16 protein-coding genes are annotated in these 17,955 nt (G+C 69.2%); 11 read left to right on the top strand and 5 right to left on the bottom strand.

All coding sequences use genetic code 11. The features are described 5' to 3' along the window. Nucleotides 1-1,778: calcium-binding protein (locus Q333_RS0101105; RefSeq protein WP_162175562.1), on the bottom strand; the 1,778-nt coding region annotated here is incomplete at its 3' end. Between the two features lie 139 nt (nucleotides 1,779-1,917). Here Q333_RS0101105 and Q333_RS0101100 point away from each other — a divergent pair. From Q333_RS0101100 to Q333_RS0101080, 5 genes are all read left to right on the top strand, one after another. Then, nucleotides 1,918-2,649: a glycosyltransferase family 2 protein gene (locus Q333_RS0101100; protein ID WP_029414902.1), complete on the top strand. Its 732-nt coding sequence runs from the start codon at nucleotides 1,918-1,920 to the stop codon at nucleotides 2,647-2,649. 95 nt (nucleotides 2,650-2,744) lie between these two features. Further along, nucleotides 2,745-3,170 (top strand): hypothetical protein, encoded by a 426-nt coding sequence (locus tag Q333_RS0101095; RefSeq protein ID WP_029414901.1) that lies wholly within the window; start codon nucleotides 2,745-2,747, stop codon nucleotides 3,168-3,170. Nucleotides 3,171-3,205: 35 nt separating this feature from the next. Next, nucleotides 3,206-4,135, top strand: coding sequence for a methionyl-tRNA formyltransferase (gene fmt, locus Q333_RS0101090; RefSeq protein ID WP_029414900.1), 930 nt, complete (start codon nucleotides 3,206-3,208; stop codon nucleotides 4,133-4,135). Then, on the top strand, nucleotides 4,135-4,875 hold the full coding sequence (gene truA / locus Q333_RS0101085; RefSeq protein WP_029414899.1) for a tRNA pseudouridine(38-40) synthase TruA: 741 nt from the start codon (nucleotides 4,135-4,137) through the stop codon (nucleotides 4,873-4,875). Before fmt ends, truA begins: the two co-directional genes overlap by 1 nt. A gap of 127 nt (nucleotides 4,876-5,002) precedes the next feature. Then, nucleotides 5,003-7,117 carry a transglycosylase domain-containing protein gene (locus Q333_RS0101080; protein ID WP_035293470.1) on the top strand — a complete coding sequence of 705 codons (2,115 nt, stop codon included), beginning with the start codon at nucleotides 5,003-5,005 and terminating at the stop codon, nucleotides 7,115-7,117. A 30-nt stretch (nucleotides 7,118-7,147) separates the two neighbouring features. Here Q333_RS0101080 and Q333_RS0101075 read toward each other — a convergent pair whose 3' ends face one another. From Q333_RS0101075 to Q333_RS0101065, 3 genes are all read right to left on the bottom strand, one after another. Continuing rightward, nucleotides 7,148-7,873, bottom strand: coding sequence for a M48 family metallopeptidase (locus Q333_RS0101075; protein ID WP_029414897.1), 726 nt, complete (start codon nucleotides 7,871-7,873; stop codon nucleotides 7,148-7,150). After that, entirely contained in the window at nucleotides 7,827-9,107 is a 1,281-nt protein-coding gene (locus Q333_RS0101070) for a polyhydroxyalkanoate depolymerase (RefSeq protein WP_029414896.1), read from the bottom strand. Before Q333_RS0101070 ends, Q333_RS0101075 begins: the two co-directional genes overlap by 47 nt. Nucleotides 9,108-9,193: 86 nt before the next feature. Continuing rightward, complete coding sequence (locus Q333_RS0101065) at nucleotides 9,194-11,521, bottom strand: sensor histidine kinase (protein ID WP_029414895.1); 2,328 nt, start codon at nucleotides 11,519-11,521, stop codon at nucleotides 9,194-9,196. Nucleotides 11,522-11,713: 192 nt separating this feature from the next. On the opposite strand from Q333_RS0101065, the gene obgE reads away from it, so the two are divergent. Further along, nucleotides 11,714-12,763: a GTPase ObgE gene (obgE, locus tag Q333_RS0101060; RefSeq protein ID WP_029414894.1), complete on the top strand. Its 1,050-nt coding sequence runs from the start codon at nucleotides 11,714-11,716 to the stop codon at nucleotides 12,761-12,763. Here obgE and Q333_RS16775 read toward each other — a convergent pair. After that, nucleotides 12,760-13,290, bottom strand: a complete 531-nt coding sequence (locus tag Q333_RS16775; RefSeq protein ID WP_051651023.1) for a hypothetical protein — start codon at nucleotides 13,288-13,290, stop codon at nucleotides 12,760-12,762. The genes obgE and Q333_RS16775 overlap by 4 nt on opposite strands. 153 nt (nucleotides 13,291-13,443) lie before the next feature. Here Q333_RS16775 and Q333_RS0101050 point away from each other — a divergent pair, with 153 nt between their 5' ends. The 5 genes from Q333_RS0101050 (at nucleotide 13,444) to Q333_RS0101030 (ending at nucleotide 17,950) form a co-directional block, all read left to right on the top strand. Beyond that, nucleotides 13,444-14,124 carry a nicotinate-nucleotide adenylyltransferase gene (locus Q333_RS0101050; protein WP_029414892.1) on the top strand — a complete coding sequence of 227 codons (681 nt, stop codon included), beginning with the start codon at nucleotides 13,444-13,446 and terminating at the stop codon, nucleotides 14,122-14,124. 217 nt (nucleotides 14,125-14,341) lie between these two features. Beyond that, nucleotides 14,342-14,767, top strand: a complete 426-nt coding sequence (gene rsfS / locus Q333_RS17180) for a ribosome silencing factor (protein ID WP_407059708.1) — start codon at nucleotides 14,342-14,344, stop codon at nucleotides 14,765-14,767. A 7-nt stretch (nucleotides 14,768-14,774) separates the two neighbouring features. Continuing rightward, nucleotides 14,775-15,239 (top strand): 23S rRNA (pseudouridine(1915)-N(3))-methyltransferase RlmH, encoded by a 465-nt coding sequence (gene rlmH / locus Q333_RS0101040; RefSeq protein ID WP_029414890.1) that lies wholly within the window; start codon nucleotides 14,775-14,777, stop codon nucleotides 15,237-15,239. Beyond that, nucleotides 15,239-16,312, top strand: a complete 1,074-nt coding sequence (locus tag Q333_RS0101035; protein WP_029414889.1) for a murein hydrolase activator EnvC family protein — start codon at nucleotides 15,239-15,241, stop codon at nucleotides 16,310-16,312. Before rlmH ends, Q333_RS0101035 begins: the two co-directional genes overlap by 1 nt. Before the next feature lie 267 nt (nucleotides 16,313-16,579). Beyond that, nucleotides 16,580-17,950, top strand: a complete 1,371-nt coding sequence (locus tag Q333_RS0101030; RefSeq protein ID WP_029414888.1) for a S41 family peptidase — start codon at nucleotides 16,580-16,582, stop codon at nucleotides 17,948-17,950. Nucleotides 17,951-17,955: the final 5 nt, after the last annotated feature.

Raw genomic sequence — 17,955 nt, 5'->3', positions numbered from 1 at the left:
CTGTCGTTTCCGGCCCCGCCCGCGAGGTTGTTGGCCCCCGCGCCGGCGTTGATGGTGTCTTCGCCGTCACCACCCGAGACCACGTCGTTGCCCGAGCTGGACGTGATGGTGTCGTTGCCGGCTCCACCCGTCAGGGTGTTGTTGCCGCTCGCGCCGTCGATCGTGTCGTTGCCGTCACCGCCGTCGATCACATCGTTGCCGGTGCCCGCAATGAGCGTGTCCTGACCGTCGCCGCCATTGACGACGTTGTTGCCGTCGTTGGCGTCGATGTCGTCATTACCGGCGTCACCGCCGATGGTGTCGTTGCCATCGCCGCCGCCGATGGTGTCATTGCCGGCTTCGCCGTTGATCTGGTCGTTGCCTGCGTCGCCCAGCAGCAGATCGCCACCGTCGCCGCCCAGCAGCACATCGTTGCCAGTCCCGCCGTCCAGCAAGTCAGTGTCTGCGCCGCCGGTCAGGGTGTCGTTGCCGCCATCGCCATACACGCTGTCCTGGCCCAGATCGCCGAACAACAGATCATCGCCGGACGAACTCGTCAGCAGATCGTCGCCCTGGCCACCGATCACGGTGTCGTTGCCGGCCCCGCCATTCACGGTGTCATTGCCGAGGTTGCCTTGGAGGAAGTCATTGCCGCCGTCTCCGTTCAGGACGTCATTGCCCTGGCCACCGAAGATGAAGTCGTCGCCGTTACCGCCTCTGACCGTGTCGTTGCCCTGACCGCCCTGCAGCAGGCCATCGTTGCCTTCGCCACCGTCGATAGTGTCTTCGCCGTTTCCACCGAACATCGTGTCGGCCCCGTTCGAGGCATGGATGGAGTCGTTGCCGTTTCCGCCATCCATGACGTCATCACCGTCGTCGGTGGAACCTGCACCGAAGGCAATGCCCATGGTGTCGTTGCCGTCGCCGCCGTTGATCGTGTCGTTGCCGTTATTGCCGACCAGGACGTCGTCGCCGTTGTCGCCGTTCAGGACGTCGTTACCGTTGCCTGCCCCGATCGAGTCGTTGCCATTGCCGCCGTTGATGTTGTCGTTGCCGTTTTCGCCGGTCCCGTTGTCCTGGTTGACGATGTCGTTGCCGTCGCCGCCGTTGATGACGTCGTCGCCCTCGCCGCCCGTAAGGGCGTCGTTCCCGAGGTCTCCAAGCAGCAGGTCGTTGTCGTTACCACCGTTCAGGAAGTCGTTCCCCTGGCCGCCGACCAAAGTGTCGGCACCGTTGCCAGACGTGATTGTGTCGTTGCCGAGATTGCCTTGGATGAAATCGTTGCCGTTGCCGCCGTCCAGAACGTCGACGCCCTGACCGCCGAAGATGAAGTCGGCGCCGTTCCCGCCATTCTGGGTGTCGTTGCCGGCGTTGCCCTGCAGCAGGTCGGAGCCTTCGCCGCCGAGCAGCGAGTCGGCGCCGTTGCCGCCAAAGATCTGGTCGTCACCGTTGTTGCCGGTGATGATGTCGTCGCCGTCGTTGCCGAACAGCAGGTCGGCGAAGGCGTCGCCGTCCAGGCTCTCGGAGCTGTTCAGGCCATAGATCAGGATCGAGCCGTCTGCGAACTGGAAGGAGTTCACGCCCGAAACAGCGGCGCGGCTGAAGTTCAGCGACGTCGTGCCCGTCCCCGGGTTGGCGATGGTGATCGTCTCGGGATCCGCGCCCAGCGCCGGGTTCACCGTGATGACCGTCCCCGTCGCCGTCCCTGACGAGAAGAAGATGATGTCTGTGCCGGAGCCGTCGCCCGTGTAGGCGGTGGCTTGCGTTTGCGTGGCGGTGCGGAAATCCAGGTTGGCCATGGGTCGTCTCGTGGCGACGGGGACAGGGAGGCAGCGGCGGCGCTGAACGGCCAAGCTACCTCAAGATTGTGTTGTGTCCACCACCGGACACAGCGGCTGACCGTGGCGTCCGGCCCCCCTTTGCGGCTAGACAGCAGACATGACCGCCGAGGCTGCCCCTGACATCTCCATCGTCGTCCCCGTCCATGACGAGGCGGGGGCCGCCGGTCCGCTTGCGCGCGAGATCGCGGCAGCTTTCGCCGGGCGCTCGCACGAAATCATCTTCGTCGATGACGCAAGCCGGGATTCGACCCTGGCCGAGCTGCGCGCCCTGACCGTAGAGCTGCCGACGCTGCGGGTCCTGGGTCATGCCACGAACGCGGGCCAGAGCCGGGCCGTGCGGACCGGCGTGCTGGCAGCGCGCGGGCAGATCGTCGTGACGCTGGACGGCGATGGGCAGAACCCGCCGGCGGACGCGCCGAAACTGGTCGAGGCCCTGATCGCCGCCCCGCCGCAGGTCGCCCTGGTCGGGGGCGTGCGCCAGAAGCGACAGGATTCGGAGGCCAAGCTGTGGGCCTCGCGCTGGGCCAACCGCATCAGAAAGCGCCTGCTGGGCGATGACGCCGACGACACCGGCTGCGGGCTCAAGGCCTTCCGGCGCGACGTCTTCCTGCGGCTTCCCTACTTCGACCACATCCACCGCTACCTGCCGGCGCTGGTGATCCGCGAGGGCTATGAGAACCGCTACCTGCCCATCGGCCACCGGCATCGGGACACAGGCCGTTCGAAATACACCAACTGGGGGCGGCTGAAGGCTTCGGTGTCGGACATCCTGGGCGTCATGTGGCTCAAGACCCGCTCGCGCCGGCCGGGGCCGGTGACGGAGTACTGAACCTGCGCGTGGCGCGCGAACCCCGTGGTCGTCGGGAGCGAACCGGGGTATTCACCGTTACCAAGCTGGACCGTTGATCGCAGAAGGACCGCACCATGCTGATCGCCATTCCCCTGCTAATCATTCCGTTCATCCTCTACAACATCGTGGTGCTGTCCGGCATCGGCGGGGGCGGAATGGCGGCGGCCGACGAAGCGCTGCGCCAGCCGCTGTTCTCCCTGCCCATGGCGTCGGGCGCGAGCTGGCAGGTCGGCGTGGGCGACCTGATCCTGTTCCTGTCGTTGATCCTGCTGTTCTTCGAGCTCTTGAAGTCGACGTCGAGCCAGAAGGTGGCGATCATCAACCACGCGCTGTCGATGATCCTGTTCGTCTTCTGCCTCGTCGAGTTCCTGCTGATCCGGGGCTTCGCCACCTCGACCTTCTTCCTTATCACCACGATGGTCATGCTGGACGTTCTGGCGGGCTTCATCGTCACCATCATCTCGGCCCGCAAGGACCTGGATTTCGGCAGCACGGCCTGATCGACGTTGCGCCTCGGACGCCCTAGAGAGGCGCGATGCGCCTCGCCTTCATGGGAACCCCCGACTTCGCCGTGCCGTCGCTGGCCGAGCTGATCGCCTCGGGCCACGAGGTGGTCGCCGTCTGGTCCCAGCCGCCGCGTCCGCGCGGTCGAGGCCAGAAGCTGACGCCCTCGCCGGTCCACGCCTTCGCCGAGACCATGGGCCTGCCGGTCTTCACGCCCGAGAGCATGAAGTCGCCCGAGGCCATCGCCGACTTCGCCGGCCTGGAGCTCGACGCCGCCTGCGTCGTCGCCTACGGGCAGATCCTGAAGCGCGAGGTGCTGGAGGCGCCGCGTCTGGGCTGCTTCAACCTGCACGGCTCGCTCCTGCCGCGCTGGCGGGGCGCCGCGCCGATCCAGCGGGCCATCATGGCGGGCGATCGGCAGACGGGCGTCCAGATCATGCGCATGTCCGAAGGTCTGGACGAGGGGCCGATCCTGCTGAGCGAGGTCCTGCCCATCCTGCCCGACGACACCGCCGCGACGCTCGGCCAGCGCATGGCCGCGACCGGCGCGACGTTGTGGCCCCGGGCGCTCGCCGCCATCGAGCGCGGCGGGGCGGTCGAGACGCCGCAGGCCGGCGAGCCGACCTATGCCAAGAAGATCACTCCGGCCGAGGCTCGCATCGACTGGACCCGCCCCGCCGCCGAGATCGACGCCCACATCCGAGGCCTGTCCCCCGCGCCGGGCGCCTGGTTCGAGGTCACGGGTCCCGACGGCCAGCCGACGCGCATCAAGGCCGTGATGAGCCAGGTCAGTCTGAAGGCGTCCGGCGCGCCGGGCGAGGTTCTGGATGGCGAGCTGCGCATCGGCACGGGTGACGGAGCCGTCCGCCTGCTGCGCGTGCAGCGGCCCGGCAAGGCGGCGCAGGACGCGGCCGAGTTCTTGAACGGCTTTTCCCTGCCGCCGGGCACGGTTCTGGGCTGATGCCGCGCTATCGGCTGACGGTCGAGTATGACGGCTCGGACTACAACGGCTTTCAGACGCAGGTCGATCAGCCGACGGTTCAGGGCGCGATCGAGGCGGCGGTGACGGCCTTCTCGGGCCAGAGCGTCCGCATCGCGGCCGCCGGCCGCACCGACACCGGCGTCCACGCGACCGGCCAGGTGGTCCACGTCGATCTGGACAAGGACTGGCCCGCCGCCACGGTCATGAACGCGCTGAACGCCCACCTCGTCCACGAGGCCGTTGCGGTGCTCGACTGCGCGGTCGCCGAGGGCGACTGGCACGCGCGGTTCTCTGCGACGGGGCGGCGCTATCTCTATCGCATCCTGAACCGGTCGGGCCGACCGGCGCTGGATCGGGGCCGGGTCTGGCACGTCAAGCGGGCGCTGGACGTCGAGGCCATGAACGCGGGCGCGGGCTTCCTGATCGGGCAGCACGACTTCACGACCTTCCGCGACGTGGCCTGCCAGTCGGCCTCGCCGGTCAAGACGTTGGACATCGCGCGCGTCGAGCGGATCGGCGAGGAGGTGCGGCTGGTGTTCGAGGCCCGCTCCTTCCTGCATCGCCAGGTGCGGTCCATGACAGGGACGCTGGTCGAAGTCGGCTTGGGCCGGTGGTCGCCCGACGCCGTGCGCGCGGCGCTGGAAGCCAGGGATCGCGCTGCCTGCGGGCCGGTCGCGCCTTCGGACGGCCTGTATCTCACCGGCGTCGATTACGACTGAAACGGCGTTAACTTCACGGCCCTAGTTTGGGCCGAAACGACCTTCACATTCGCGTGAGAACAGTGGGGCGTTCCAGACCGGCGTTCGGCGCGCTATGAGCGGCCGGGCGGGCTTTTCGAGGATGTCTATGGCGGGTCCAGGTTTCGGGCGCGGACAGGGTTCCGGCGGCGCGGCGGCGAGCCGGACGCCGCTTCAGCGCGCGCTCTACTGGGCGGCGGTTCTCGCCGTCTGGGGCCTGATCTTCCTGGTGGTCTTCTTCGCCGTGTTCGCGCGCGGACTGCCCGACACCTCGGCGCTCTATGACGTCGATCGCCAGCCCTCGATCACCTATCTGGACCGCAACGGGGCCCTGATCGCCACGCGCGGCTCCCAGCAGGCGCCGCCCGCCGATCTGGAGGCCCTGCCGGACTATGTTCCGGCCGCCTTCATCGCCATCGAGGACCGCCGCTTCTACTGGCACCCCGGCTTCGACCCCATCGGCATGATGCGGGCCGTGGCGGCCAATATGCGCGCGGGCCGCATCGTCCAGGGCGGCTCGACGCTGACCCAGCAGCTGGCCAAGAACCTGTTCCTGACGCCCGACCAGAACATGCGCCGCAAGGTGCAGGAGCTGATGCTGGCCGTCTGGCTGGAGCTGAAGTTCTCCAAGGAGGAGATCCTCGCGCTTTATCTGAACCGCGTCTACTTCGGCGCCGGCGCCTATGGCATCGAGGCGGCGTCCCAGCGCTACTTCGACAAGTCGGCGCGTGAGCTGACGGTCGGCGAGGCGGCGCTTCTGGCCGGTCTGCTCAAGGCCCCCAGCCGCTATTCCCCCGTCTCCGAAAGCGAGCGGGCCGCGACCCGCGCCACCGTCGTCCTGAACGAGATGGTCGACGCCGGCGTCATCACGCCGGAACAGCGCGCCGCCGCCGTGCTGGAGCCCGTGCGGGTGTCACGCACCCTGGCGACCCAGCACGCACAATACTTCATCGACTGGCTGGATCAGGAAATCCGCGGTCTGGTCGGCGAGCCGACCGAGGACCTGATCGTCGAGACGACGCTGGACCTGACGTTGCAGACGTCGGCCGAGCGCAACGTCCGCCGCATCCTGGAGCGCGACGCCTCGCGCGGCGTCGAGCAGGCTGCGCTGGTCGCTCTGGACGGCGACGGTCGGGTGCGGGCCATGATCGGCGGGGCCTCCTACGCCGACAGCCAGTTCAACCGGGCCGTGGATGCGCGGCGTCAGGCCGGTTCGGCCTTCAAGCCCTTCGTTTATCTGGCGGCGATGGAGGCCGGCTACACGCCCGAGACCCCGGTGGTCGACGAGCCGATCCGCATCGGCAACTGGAGCCCGCGCAACTATTCCGGCAACTTCATCGGCGAGACGACGCTGGGCAACGCGGTCGCCCAGTCCACCAACACCGTCGCCGCCTATGTCGCCGACCAGATCGGGCGCGACAGTGTGGCCCGCGCCGCCCGGCGCCTGGGCATCAGCTCGCGCATCGGGCTGGAGCCCGCGATGGCGCTGGGTGCGGTCGAGGTCTCTCCCATCGACATGGCCAATGCCTATGCCGCCTTCGCCAACGGCGGGCGCCGGGTCGAGGCCCATGGCATCAGCCGAATCCGCACGCCCCAGGGCCGCGTAATCTATCAGCGCGGCGCGCGCGATGCCGCGGGCGGCCAGGCCATCAACAACCCGCCGCTCTACTACATGAATCAGATGCTGCGCGGCGTGGTCACGCGCGGCACGGCCCAGGCCGTGGCCATTCCCGGCCGCGACCTGGCGGGCAAGACGGGCACGACGTCGGATTACAAGGACGCCTGGTTCGTCGGCTATACGGGCGGCTTCGTCACCGCCGTCTGGGTCGGCAAGGACGACAACACCGCCATGCGCGGCGTGACCGGCGGCTCCTCGCCCGCCGCCATCTGGCGCGGCTTTATGGAGGCGGCGCTTCCGCGCCTGAACGCTCCGGACATTCCGGATGGTCCGCCCATGCCCGAGGGCTGGGTCGCGCCCGATCCTGTCGGCGACCTGATGAACTCGATCGAGGACCCCTTCGGCGACAGCCGCGTCATCGACGGCGTGGATATGGAGGCTGGCGAACCCTACGACCCGACGGCGCCGGTCGAGAACAATCCGCGTCCGGCGACGCCCGTCGAGCCCCGCCGGACGGAGGATTCGCGCCGCCGCGAGGACCCTCCGGCCCAGAACCCGGAACCGGCCCAGCCCCGGGAACGCGAGCGCGACCCACTGTTCTTCTAGGCTCCTTCTCCCGCAAGAGGAGAAGGGCTGCTAGCGTCCAACCGCGTGGAGCGCCGCGCCGTTGGCGCGCAGCCAGGCGCGGTGAGGCCGGTGGTCGCCGATCAGGCCGCGCACCACGGACCAATAGGCCGGGCTGTGGTCGGCGTGGACCAGATGGGCCACCTCGTGCGCGGCGAGGTAGTCGAGGATCGCGGGCGGAGCCAGGATCACCCGCCAGGAATAGCGGATCGAGCGCGTCCGGGGCGTGCAGGAGCCCCAGCGCGTGCCGGCGTCGTTGATGGCGATGGTGACCGAGCCTTGTCCCAGAGCCCTGCGATGGACCTCTGTGCGCTCCGACAGCCGCTGGCGCGCGAGCCGCTTCAGCAGGTTCAACACGCGGCGCGAAAAGGCCTCGCCGTCACCGCCCGAAAGAATGCGCGCGCCATCGGGGCCTTCGACCAGGCGCGCCGCACCTGTGCCGCTGGTCGCTTCGAGGCGCACCGGCCGACCTTCCACCGGAATCACCGCCCCGGGCTCCAGCGCCGCTCCGGCCGGGCGGGCGGACAGCCGCTCGGCGATCCAGTCTGACTTGGACCGGGCGAAGGCAACCGCATCGGCCAGCCGCCGCTCGGACGGGGCCACGGCCACGGCCTCGCCGCGCCTCCCGTCGATGCGGACGGAGATGCGTCGCGCGCGCGGGTTGACGCTGAGCCTTAGGGCGCCGCCGCCCTCAAGCGGCAGTCGCTGACCGGTTCGGTACGGCGCAGAGTTTTTCATTGGCGGCGATGAAGTCCCGGGCGCGGGGGTAGATCTCCTCGCGGAACCGCCGCCCGTTGAAGACGCCGTAGTGGCCGACCTCGGGCTGGACGTAAAGCACCCGGCGGTCGTCGGGAATGTTCACACACAGGCCATGCGCCGCCTGGGTCTGGCCGACGCCTGAAATGTCGTCCTTTTCGCCCTCGACCGTCATCAGGCCGATGTCGGTGATCTTCGTCAGATCGACGCGCTGGCCGCGATGCTCGAGCAGGCCGCGCGGCAGAAGGTGCTGCTGGAAAACGATGTCGATGGTTTGGAGATAGAACTCCTCGGTCAAGTCCAGCACCGACAGATATTCGTCGTAGAACTGCTCGTGCTTCTCGACCCCGTCGCCGTCGCCTTTTACCAGGCTGGTGAAATAGTCCCAGTGGGCGTCGGTGTGGCGCTGCTCGTTCATCGACATGAAGCTGTAGAGCTGCACGAAGCCCGGATAGACCTCGCGCCCGAACCCCGGATAGGGCCAGGGCACGGTGTGGATCATGTTCGACTGGAACCAGGTGAAGGGCTTGGCCTCGGCCAGCTGGTTCGTCACCGTCGGCGACAGACGCGCGTCGATCGGCGAGCCCATGAAGGTCATCGACGCGGGCCGGTTCGGATCGTTCTCGGCCGCCATCACCGCGGCGGCGGCCAGAACCGGCGGCCCCGGCTGGCAAACCCCGACGACGTGGGCGCGCGGGCCGATCTGGGCCAGCATCTCACGCACGTGATCGATGTAGTCGTGAAAGTCGAATCGGCCTTCCAGCATCGGCACCTGACGGGCGTTGACCCAGTCGGTAACATAGACGTCGTGGTCCTGAAGGAAGGTCTCGACCGTGCCACGCAGCAGGGTGGCGTAGTGTCCCGACAGCGGCGCCACGATCAGGACGCTGGGCGCCGCGACGGGCTTTCTCGCACGCTTCAGGTCGCCGACATTACGAGCGAAGCGCAGCAGGCGCACCCAGGGGCTTTGCCAGATGACCTGTTCGGTGGTGCGAACCGGATGGCCGTCGACATTGATGACCTCCAGCCCCCAGGCCGGCTTGCCGTAGCGACGGGTCATGCTCTCGAACACCTCGGCCGAGGCGTAGGCCGTGCGCCCTATCGCCGTCTGCGACGCCGGGTTGAAGGGGGACGTCCAGAACCGCCGGGCGAACTGGGCCCCGATCCGGAAAGGCTGCGCCGAGGAATAGGCGAGCTCGTGAAGCGCGTAGAGCATGAAGACCTGTTGTCGGCATTCGCCGGTAGGCGAGAGGGCACCATAGAACGCGCTTCGCTGCAAAAGGATTTATGGGTATTCGCCGCTTACACGGGCCCTTGACCAAGGGCGAGTTCAGGCTCGGCGGCGGCGCCCTTAGTCTCCAGCGGCAGATGCAGGATGAAAGCCGCGCCCTTTCCGGGCTCGCTCTCGACCTCGGCCCAGCCGCCGTGCAACTCCACCAAGGCCTTGACCAGGGCCAGACCCACTCCTGGCCCCCCGCGCTCACGCTTCACGAAGCGGTCGAAGACATGCGCCTGCAGATGGTACGGTATGCCCCGACCGGTGTCCTCGACCCGAATGCGAACCTCGGTGGTGTTGGCTTCGGCCTTCAGGACCACCGCACCGCCTTCGGAAACGGAGCGGGCGGCGTTGTCCAGGAGATGGTCGATCGCTTGCCCTAAACGCCGGGCATCTGCGCGCAGGACCGGTAGGTTGGAGGTAGCCATCGCCTTCAGGCTGGCGCCCCGGCCCTCAATGCGCGGACGATGGCGGACCACGGCCTCGGCGAACAGATCGCGCAGCCGTACGTCGTCTAGGGATAGCTCCATCTCGCCGGCGTCGATCTGGGCCATGTCGAGCACGTCGTCGATTGAGGCCGCCAGCTGACCGGCCGCGACCCGGATGGCACCCGCATGCTGGCGACTGCGTTCCGGCAGATCATCCATCGCTTCAAGCAGTTCGGAATAGCCGACGATGGTCGTGAGCGGCGTGCGCAGCTCGTAGCTGACGGAGCCGACGAACTCCCGCTTCAGCGCCTGGGTTTCCTTCAGTGCTGCCTCACGCTGGGCCAGGGCCTGTTCCAGCTCGCGCCGGGCGGTGACGTCCGAGAAGGCGACCAGGGTGGCCCCGTCCGGCAGGGGCCGGGTCTGCCAGGCGGCGATGCGGTTGTCTGTGGTGCGGCCTTCGCCCGAGACCGGCACGCGGCTTTCGGGATCGGGATCGGCCACACGCGCCTTCAGCTCCAGCCACAGGGCCGCGTCGGGCAAATGGGCCTTCAGAAGGGCGGCGATGGCGTCGAACTCGCCGGCGTCGCGCAGCTGTTCGGCCGACAGCTGCCAGAAGCTCTCGAACGCGTCGTTGTGCAATCTCAGGCGCCCGTCGGAGCCGAACACCGCGACCGCGTCGTTCAACTTGTCCAACGTGGCCGTCTGGACCTGAAGCTGGGCGTTGAACCGGCTCCTCAGATTCAGCTCTCCCGTAATGTCCGAAAACAGCAGAAGGATGCCCCCCAACGGATGCGGCTGGCGCACGACGCGTAGCGTGCGTCCGTCGGGCAGGGACCAGCTCTCATCCGGGGCCACGTCCGCCGAGCCGTAGAACTCCAGCTCGCGCGCCTTCCATCCGGCGTAGTCAACCACCTCGGGCAGCATGCGGCGCTGACGCAGCCGGTCCAGAAGCTCGGCGTGCGTCGGCCGTTCGTCCAGCCAGGCCGCGTCCAGCCCGAACAGGGCCTGGAAGGCTGTGTTGTGGAAGGCCAGCCTTCGCGAGGGGCCGAAGATGGCGACCGCATCGGCCAGATGGTTCAGGGTCTCGTCGTGGGCCTCGACGTGGCGACGCAGCGTGTCGCGCGTCTCCTCCGCCTCCGTGGCGTCCAGGGCGAAGACCAGCACGGGTCCGCCGACACCTCCGATGGGCTCGGCGATGATCTTCCAGGCGCGACGGCGCCCGTCGCCGGGTGTCCAGCGGAATCCCTCCTGCCGGGTCCCGACCCGCCCGGCTTCGGCGGCCAGCTGATCGGCCCCCCGGTCGAAGGACGCCCGACGGCGGCGCGCAGCCTCAAGGCTGTCGCAGCCGGTCTCGTTCATCCATGCCCGGTTGGCCCAGATCAGAGCCCCTTCTCCGTCCAGCACCCAGGCGGGGGACGGCGAGGCTTCGGCGATCAATCCGGCTCCCAGGGAAGGTTCGGCGCTCGCGGGGTCCACGCGTTCGTTCAGTCTCAGCCATGCCACGCCGCCGTCGGTGCGGCCCTCGATCGTCCAGCCGCTTTCGGAATCCCGCGCGCGAAACGGCGTCCCCTCGCCAAGCAGCTGCTCGATCGCCTCGCCGTGGCGCGCATGCAGAGCCTCGGCGATCGCAACCGCCGTCGTCCCCTGGGCGTCTCCCGCCAAGCTCTTTCGCGCCGCGGCGATTTGCGCCTCGCCGCCCAGCAGGATCGGTGTCTCTTCCGGCGTCAGTCCCAGCCGCACCTCGTCGAAGGCCGCCACGGCTCCCAGACCCGCCGCCGCCTGACGCTCGGCGGCGTCGCGAACGGCCTCGGCCGCGTCCAGCCGGGCTCGCGTCTGGGTCTGCAAGCGCCAGGCCCAGGCGCCGACGGCCAGCGCCAGTCCCGCCGCCCCCGCCGCCGCCGCAAATGCGATGTCGGCCTCCGCCATGCCGTCCCGCCCGTTGATGCCGAATCACGACCATAGCGCAGATGGGACGGGGTCGCAGGAGTCCGTCTGTTCTTTCCGTTGTGCTCGTTGTGATGAATCCTTGCCGCCCTCCACGCAGCGGAGCTTCTCGACCAGAGCTCATGCCCCAGCAAAGGAGTCGCCTCCGCCGCAGAACGGTTTAGAACGCCCCCAATGAAGTTCCTCGACCAGGCCAAGATCTACATCCGCTCCGGCAACGGGGGCGGGGGCTCGGTGTCGTTCCGGCGCGAGAAGTTCATTCCCAACGGCGGGCCGGACGGCGGCGACGGCGGCAACGGGGGCCACGTCTGGATCGAGGCGGTCGAGGGCCTGAACACCCTGATCGACTATCGCTACCAGCAGCATTTCAAGGCCGGCACCGGCCACCACGGCCAGGGCCGCCAGATGCACGGTGCCAAGGGCGAGGACGTGGTGCTCAAGGTCCCCGTCGGCACCCAGGTGCTGGACGAGGACAAGGAGACGGTCGTTCTGGACCTGACCGAGGCCGGTCAGCGGGAACTGCTGCTCAGTGGCGGCAACGGCGGCTGGGGCAATGTCCGGTTCAAGGGGCCGGTCAACCAGGCCCCGCGCCACGCCAATCCCGGCCAGGAGGGCCAGGAGCGCTGGATCTGGCTGCGGCTGAAGCTGATCGCGGACATCGGCCTGGCCGGCCTGCCCAACGCCGGCAAGTCGACCTTCCTCGCCGCCGCCAGCGCCGCCCGGCCCAAGATCGCGGACTATCCCTTCACCACCCTGGCCCCCAACCTCGGCATGGTGGATCTGTCGCCCGGCGAACGCTTCGTCATCGCCGACATCCCCGGCCTGATCGAGGGGGCCTCCGAAGGCGCGGGTCTGGGCACGCGGTTCCTGGGCCACGTCGAACGCTCCGCCTCCCTGATCCATCTGGTCGATGGAACCCAGGACGATGTGGCGGGGGCCTGGCGCATCATCCGGGGTGAACTGGACGCCTATGGTGAGGGCTTAGGTGACAAGACCGAGATTCTGGCGCTGAACAAGATCGACGCCCTGACCCCCGAGGCGCGCGAGGAAAAAGCCGCCGAACTGAAGGCCGCGTCAGGCAAGCGACCCATGCTGGTCTCCGGCGTCTCGGGCGAGGGCGTGCCCGAACTGCTCCGCGCCGCCTGGGCCGAGGTCCGCCGGAACCGGGGCGAGATCGACGAGGACGGCGAGGAGCGCATAGCCCCTGGCGGCTGGGCTCCCTAGGCCCTCGTCCACTCCATGATCCAGTTCCAGTCCCAGCTGGCGCCGCCATCCCTCGACACGCCCTGCCGCCAGCGGTGCGAGGTGCCCGTGATCTGGTCCCACAGGCCGCGCACGATCATCGGGCCCTGCTCGTCGGCGGCGGCGGAATCGAACACGCCATCGCCGCCGATGAACCGCCCGGCGACGCCTGCGCCGCCCAGCTTTCCGACCTTTGCGTTCATCCAGTAGTCCAGCCAGACGCCCGCTTCCGGGTCCAGCGTCCGCAGCCCCATGCCCGAGAAATCGCGGACCGGGATACGCAACTCCTCCACGTGCGCCCGTCCGCCCAGGATCGACCAGCAGGTCGCTTCGCCCTCGAACACGTCCCAGTCGCCGGGGGCTTTGAGCCGCCGGTGGGCGATGCGCCAGTTTCCATCCAGCCATGAGAACTGTCCCGGCTCAGCGGGCGTCTGGGTGGCTGCGGGCGCGGCCCCGAGCGCGGTCAGTCCAGCGGCGGCGATCAGCACGTCGCTGGGGTCGGCGGTCATCACGGTCTCTCCCCGTCTGTCAGGGAAAGCAGGCTAGGGCGGGTCTCCTGCCAGCCTCCTGTCAGCAGCATGACCGGCGACACGGTCCATCCGTCGTGTTAGCACGGTGGTTAGCTCCATCGTGAGCATAAGCCCCGCAGCCCCGAGCCCGCCCTGTCCTTCTTCCACGCCGGACCCGCGCCCCAGGCGATCGGACCTCGATCAGGCATCCTCCGCGACGGGCTGAACCTGACCGCCGGCATGGCCGTGGGCCTGTTCGGCGGCTCTTTCAACCCGGCCCACGACGGCCACGCCCATGTCGCCGAGACGGCGCTCCAGCGGCTCGATCTGGACCGAGTCGTCTGGCTGGTTTCGCCGCAGAACCCGCTGAAGGATGCTGGCCAGACCGCGCCGCTCGCCGACCGGATGGCCTCGGCCCGCTCTGTCGCGCCCGGCCCCCGCATGATCGTCTCGGACTTCGAGACCCGCGCCGGCACCCGCTGGACCATCGACACGCTTCGAGCCCTGACGCTGCGCCATCCCGGCGTGCGCTTCGTCTGGCTGATGGGGTCGGACAATCTGGAAAGCTTCCACCGCTGGCGCGGCTGGACCGACATCATGCGGATGATGCCCGTGGCCGTCGTGGCCCGGCCAGGCTCCCTGCTGGAAAGCCGCGCCGCGCCCGCCGCCCGGCGCTTCGCCGGCCATCGCGTCTCGTCGCGCGAGGCGCGTCTGCTGGCCCACATGCAGGCCCCCGCCTGGACCTATCTGCGAGCGCCGCTGAACCCGTCGTCCTCCACGGCGTTGCGGGCTCAGAACCGCGCAGGCGGCGAGGGACCGCGTCCCGAGAGATAGCGCTGCGAACCTGCCCGGGTGACCCTGCGCCCCTTTCATGCTAGAGAGCCGCTTTAGTGATCACTCCCGGAGCCCTCCGCTGACCCCCCCGCCCGCGCACGACGCGCAAAACGACGCCGTTTCCAATACGGCGCATGAGGCCGACCCCATCCAGCCCCTCCACGCCGAGCACGGCGACGAGAGCGCGGCCGAAGACGACGAGTCTTCCGACTATTCCCTGTTCGGCACTGGGTCCGAGGGCAATGAGCCCGACGACGACGACGCCCCCTTCACCCGCGAGGCCCCGCTGCCGGTGGGCTCCACGCCGATTGAACAGGCCGTGCTGGCCAAGCTGGACGAGGACAAGGCCCAGGACATCGTCCTGATCGACCTGAAGGGCAAATCGCCCATGGCCGACACCATGATCGTGGCATCGGGCCGGTCGCACCGCCATGTCGGCGCGCTCGCCGACCACCTGCTGCGCACGCTCAAGGATCACGGCATGGGCCGCGCCAAGGTCGAGGGCCTGCCGCACTGCGACTGGGTGCTGATCGACGCCGGCGACGTGATCGTCCACCTGTTCCGCCCCGAAGTCCGTGTCTTCTACAACATCGAGAAGATCTGGGCCGTCGACAGCGCGCACCGGACCCCCGCCTCGGCCTGAGCCGGGCGTGAAAGTGGCCATCCTCGCCATCGGTCGGGCCGGTCGCGGTCCGGAAGCCGAGCTCGCGGCCGACTACGCCGCCCGCGCGACCGCCGCTGGTCGTCCGCTGGGGCTCGGCCCGCTCGATCTGGTCGATCTTGAACCCCGAAAGCCCGGCAAGGGGCCCGAGGCCGAGCTGATCCTGACGGCGGCCGAAGGTTCGCACCTGATCGCCTGCGACGAACGCGGCAAGACCTATTCCAGCCGCACCTTCGCCGACCACATCGCCCGGCTGCGCGACCGGGGCGAGCGCCGTCTGGTCTTTGCCATCGGCGGGGCGGATGGGCTCGACGCCTCGGTGCTGGCGACCGCCCGGTCCACGCTCGCCTTCGGGCCCCAGACCTGGCCCCATGCACTGGCCCGCGCCATGCTGGCCGAACAACTCTATCGCGCGGTGACGATCCTGGCCGGATCGCCCTATCATCGCGACTGATGAAGCGCCTCGCCATCCTCGCCGCCGTCCTGCTGGCCGCCCTGCCGGCCGCGGCCGCCGTGCAGGAGGATCTGGAGCAGCTCCAGGCCCGCTATCGTGACGAACAGGTGCGCGCGCGGCGCCTGCGCGCCGACGCCGAGGCCGCGCGCGGCGAGATCACCGCGCTGGACCGCGAACTGGCCACGCTGGAAAGCGACGTGGCCTCAGGCGATCAGGAACTGGCGGCGCAGCGCGCGAGACTCGCGCAACTCGGCCGGCGCGAGGCCGCCATCGTGTCGGAGCTGTCCAGGGCGCGCGACAGCCAGATGCGGCTCCTGTCCGCGCTCCAGCTGATGAGCCGCCGCCCACCGCCGCCGCTGCTGATCCCCGCCGATCGCGCCGTGGACACCGTGCGCGCCGCCATCCTGATGACGGCCATGGCCCCGGACCTGCGCGCCCGCGCCGACACGCTCGCCGCCCGCCAGGCCGAGGTCGGCCGCATCCGTCGCCTCGCCGTCCTCTCGTCAGAGCGGCTGCTGACCACCGAAAGCGCGCAGGGCGACCGCCGTGCCGAGATCGAAAGCCTTTCGGCTCGCAGAACCGCCCTTCTGGCCGTGCTGCGCGCCGACGCCGAGCGGGCCGAGCGCGCTGCCCGCACTCTGGAAAACCGGATTCGAGCCCTCGGCGCTACGCCCGTGTCCGCCGCTGCGGAGGCCGACGCCCCGGCCAGTCGCCTGCCCGCCGGTCGCAATCGCCTGACCGCCCCGGTCGCCGGTCCGCCATCCGTCCGCTTCGGTCAGGGCGCGGACGGCGCGCGCTCGCAAGGCTGGCGCTGGACCGCGTCGGGAGGCGTCGCCGCCCCGGCGGGCGGGCGCGTGGATCACGCCGGCCCTCTCAGCGGCTGGGGCGAGGTGGTGATCCTGGATCTGGGCGACGGCTGGCGGGCCGTGGTGGCGGGTCTCGATACGGTCGCGGTCGAACCCGGCCAGAGGGTCGCTGACGGGCAGTCGCTGGGCCGCGCCGAGGCCGGCGGCGAGGTCTATCTGGAACTCCGGCGAAGCGACCGCCCGGTCGATCCGGCGCCATTTTTCTGAACCGGCCTCGCATGCGGCCGGATTTGACGCGGCGATCGGTGATGCTGCGTTTGTCTGCCATATCGACGCGATCCGGTGCCCGGAGTGAGAGAAGTGAGAGTCACTCCAACCCTTTCGCCGGACTCTCATTCGACGGGGGCGGGAATCCCCTTCCCTCCGCCGCGTGACGCTGATTTTATCCACCGGACGCGGGGCCGCCACGATTGATCGCGACGATCCCGCTCCATCCTCCCTCCGTCCGCCCCGGCGGACGCTGAAAGAGACCGAATGCGCAGACTTCTCGTCGCCGGAGCCGCCGTCGCGGCGCTGAGCCTTTCCGCCGCCGCCGTGGCCAGCCAGACGCCCCGGAACGAGACCTTCCGGATGCTCCAGCTGTTCGGCGACACCCTGGCGGTGATCGAACAAGCCTATGTCGTTCCCGTCGACAACAAGAAGCTGATCGAGGCGGCGCTGGCGGGCATGATGACCGCGCTCGACCCGCATTCGAACTACCTCGCGCCGGACGGCTTCGACGACCTTCAGGAGCGGACCTCCGGCGAATACTCCGGCGTCGGCCTGACCATCACCACCGAGGGCGGCCTGGTGAAGGTCATCTCGCCGATGGACGACGGCCCCGCCGCCAAGGCCGGGGTGCAGGCGGGCGACGTCATCTCGGTCATCGACGGCCAGAACGCGGCCGGCCTGACGGTGTCCGAGGTCTCCGAGAAGCTGCGCGGCGCGATCGGCACCTCGGTCAATGTCACCTTCCTGCGCGACGGCTCCGACCCGCTGGAGGTGACCCTGGTGCGCGAGGTCATCACGGTCGACAGCGTCACCGGCCGCATGGAAGGCGACTTCGGCTACCTGCGGGTCGCCACCTTCAACGAGAACACCGGCCGCGAATTGGGCGAGGTCATCGAGCGGCTCAAGTCCCAGAACCCGAACATCCAGGGCTATGTGCTGGACCTGCGCAACAACGGCGGCGGTCTGCTGACAGCCGCCATCGACGTGTCCGACGCCTTCCTGGAACGCGGTGAGATCGTCAGCCAGCGGGGCCGCCGCGCCGATCAGATCGAACGCTACGCCGCCCGCCCCGGCGACCTGTCGGGCGGCCTGCCGATCGTAGTCTTGATCAACTACGGCTCGGCCTCGGCGTCCGAGATCGTGGCCGGCGCCCTTCAGGATCAGGAGCGGGCCACGCTGGTCGGCCTGACCAGCTTCGGCAAGGGCTCGGTCCAGACCGTCATCCCCCTGCGCGGCGGCCAGGACGGAGCGCTCTCGATCACCACGGCGCGCTATTACACGCCGTCGGGTCGCTCGATCCAGAAGATCGGCATCGAGCCGGATCTGGAGGTGGCCCGCACCGAGGCCGAGGCCCGCATCGTCTCCCGCTCCAGCTTCGTCTATTCCGAGGCGGCCTACGCCACGGCGCTGGACGCCTCCATCGGCGCGGAGCGGCGCGGACCGCACACCCCGCGCGAGGCGCCGGGTCCGGACTACGACGAAGACGCCGACTACCAGCTCCAGCGCGCGCTGGACGTGCTCCGCGCCCGGGGCGACCTGACCCACCTCGCCGCCGCGCCCGAGGGGATCGTCGTCACCGATCCGACCGCCCCCGGCATCGAAACGGCCGCGCTGGGAGACACGACGGAGGAGTAGGCTCG

This window comes from Brevundimonas bacteroides DSM 4726 (genome assembly GCF_000701445.1).
GTDB classification, from domain to species: domain Bacteria; phylum Pseudomonadota; class Alphaproteobacteria; order Caulobacterales; family Caulobacteraceae; genus Brevundimonas; species Brevundimonas bacteroides.
The sequence above is the reverse complement of the archived record's forward strand: the minus strand, read 5'-3'. Positions and strand labels throughout refer to the sequence as shown.

Coding starts and splice junctions, on each gene's coding strand:
- Q333_RS0101100 (WP_029414902.1), top strand. CDS start 1,918: ATGACCGCCGAGGCTGCCCCTGACATCTCCATCGTCGTCCCCGTCCAT.
- Q333_RS0101095 (WP_029414901.1), top strand. CDS start 2,745: ATGCTGATCGCCATTCCCCTGCTAATCATTCCGTTCATCCTCTACAAC.
- fmt (WP_029414900.1), top strand. CDS start 3,206: ATGCGCCTCGCCTTCATGGGAACCCCCGACTTCGCCGTGCCGTCGCTG.
- truA (WP_029414899.1), top strand. CDS start 4,135: ATGCCGCGCTATCGGCTGACGGTCGAGTATGACGGCTCGGACTACAAC.
- Q333_RS0101080 (WP_035293470.1), top strand. CDS start 5,003: ATGGCGGGTCCAGGTTTCGGGCGCGGACAGGGTTCCGGCGGCGCGGCG.
- Q333_RS0101075 (WP_029414897.1), bottom strand. CDS start 7,873: ATGAAAAACTCTGCGCCGTACCGAACCGGTCAGCGACTGCCGCTTGAG.
- Q333_RS0101070 (WP_029414896.1), bottom strand. CDS start 9,107: ATGCTCTACGCGCTTCACGAGCTCGCCTATTCCTCGGCGCAGCCTTTC.
- Q333_RS0101065 (WP_029414895.1), bottom strand. CDS start 11,521: ATGGCGGAGGCCGACATCGCATTTGCGGCGGCGGCGGGGGCGGCGGGA.
- obgE (WP_029414894.1), top strand. CDS start 11,714: ATGAAGTTCCTCGACCAGGCCAAGATCTACATCCGCTCCGGCAACGGG.
- Q333_RS16775 (WP_051651023.1), bottom strand. CDS start 13,290: ATGACCGCCGACCCCAGCGACGTGCTGATCGCCGCCGCTGGACTGACC.
- Q333_RS0101035 (WP_029414889.1), top strand. CDS start 15,239: ATGAAGCGCCTCGCCATCCTCGCCGCCGTCCTGCTGGCCGCCCTGCCG.
- Q333_RS0101030 (WP_029414888.1), top strand. CDS start 16,580: ATGCGCAGACTTCTCGTCGCCGGAGCCGCCGTCGCGGCGCTGAGCCTT.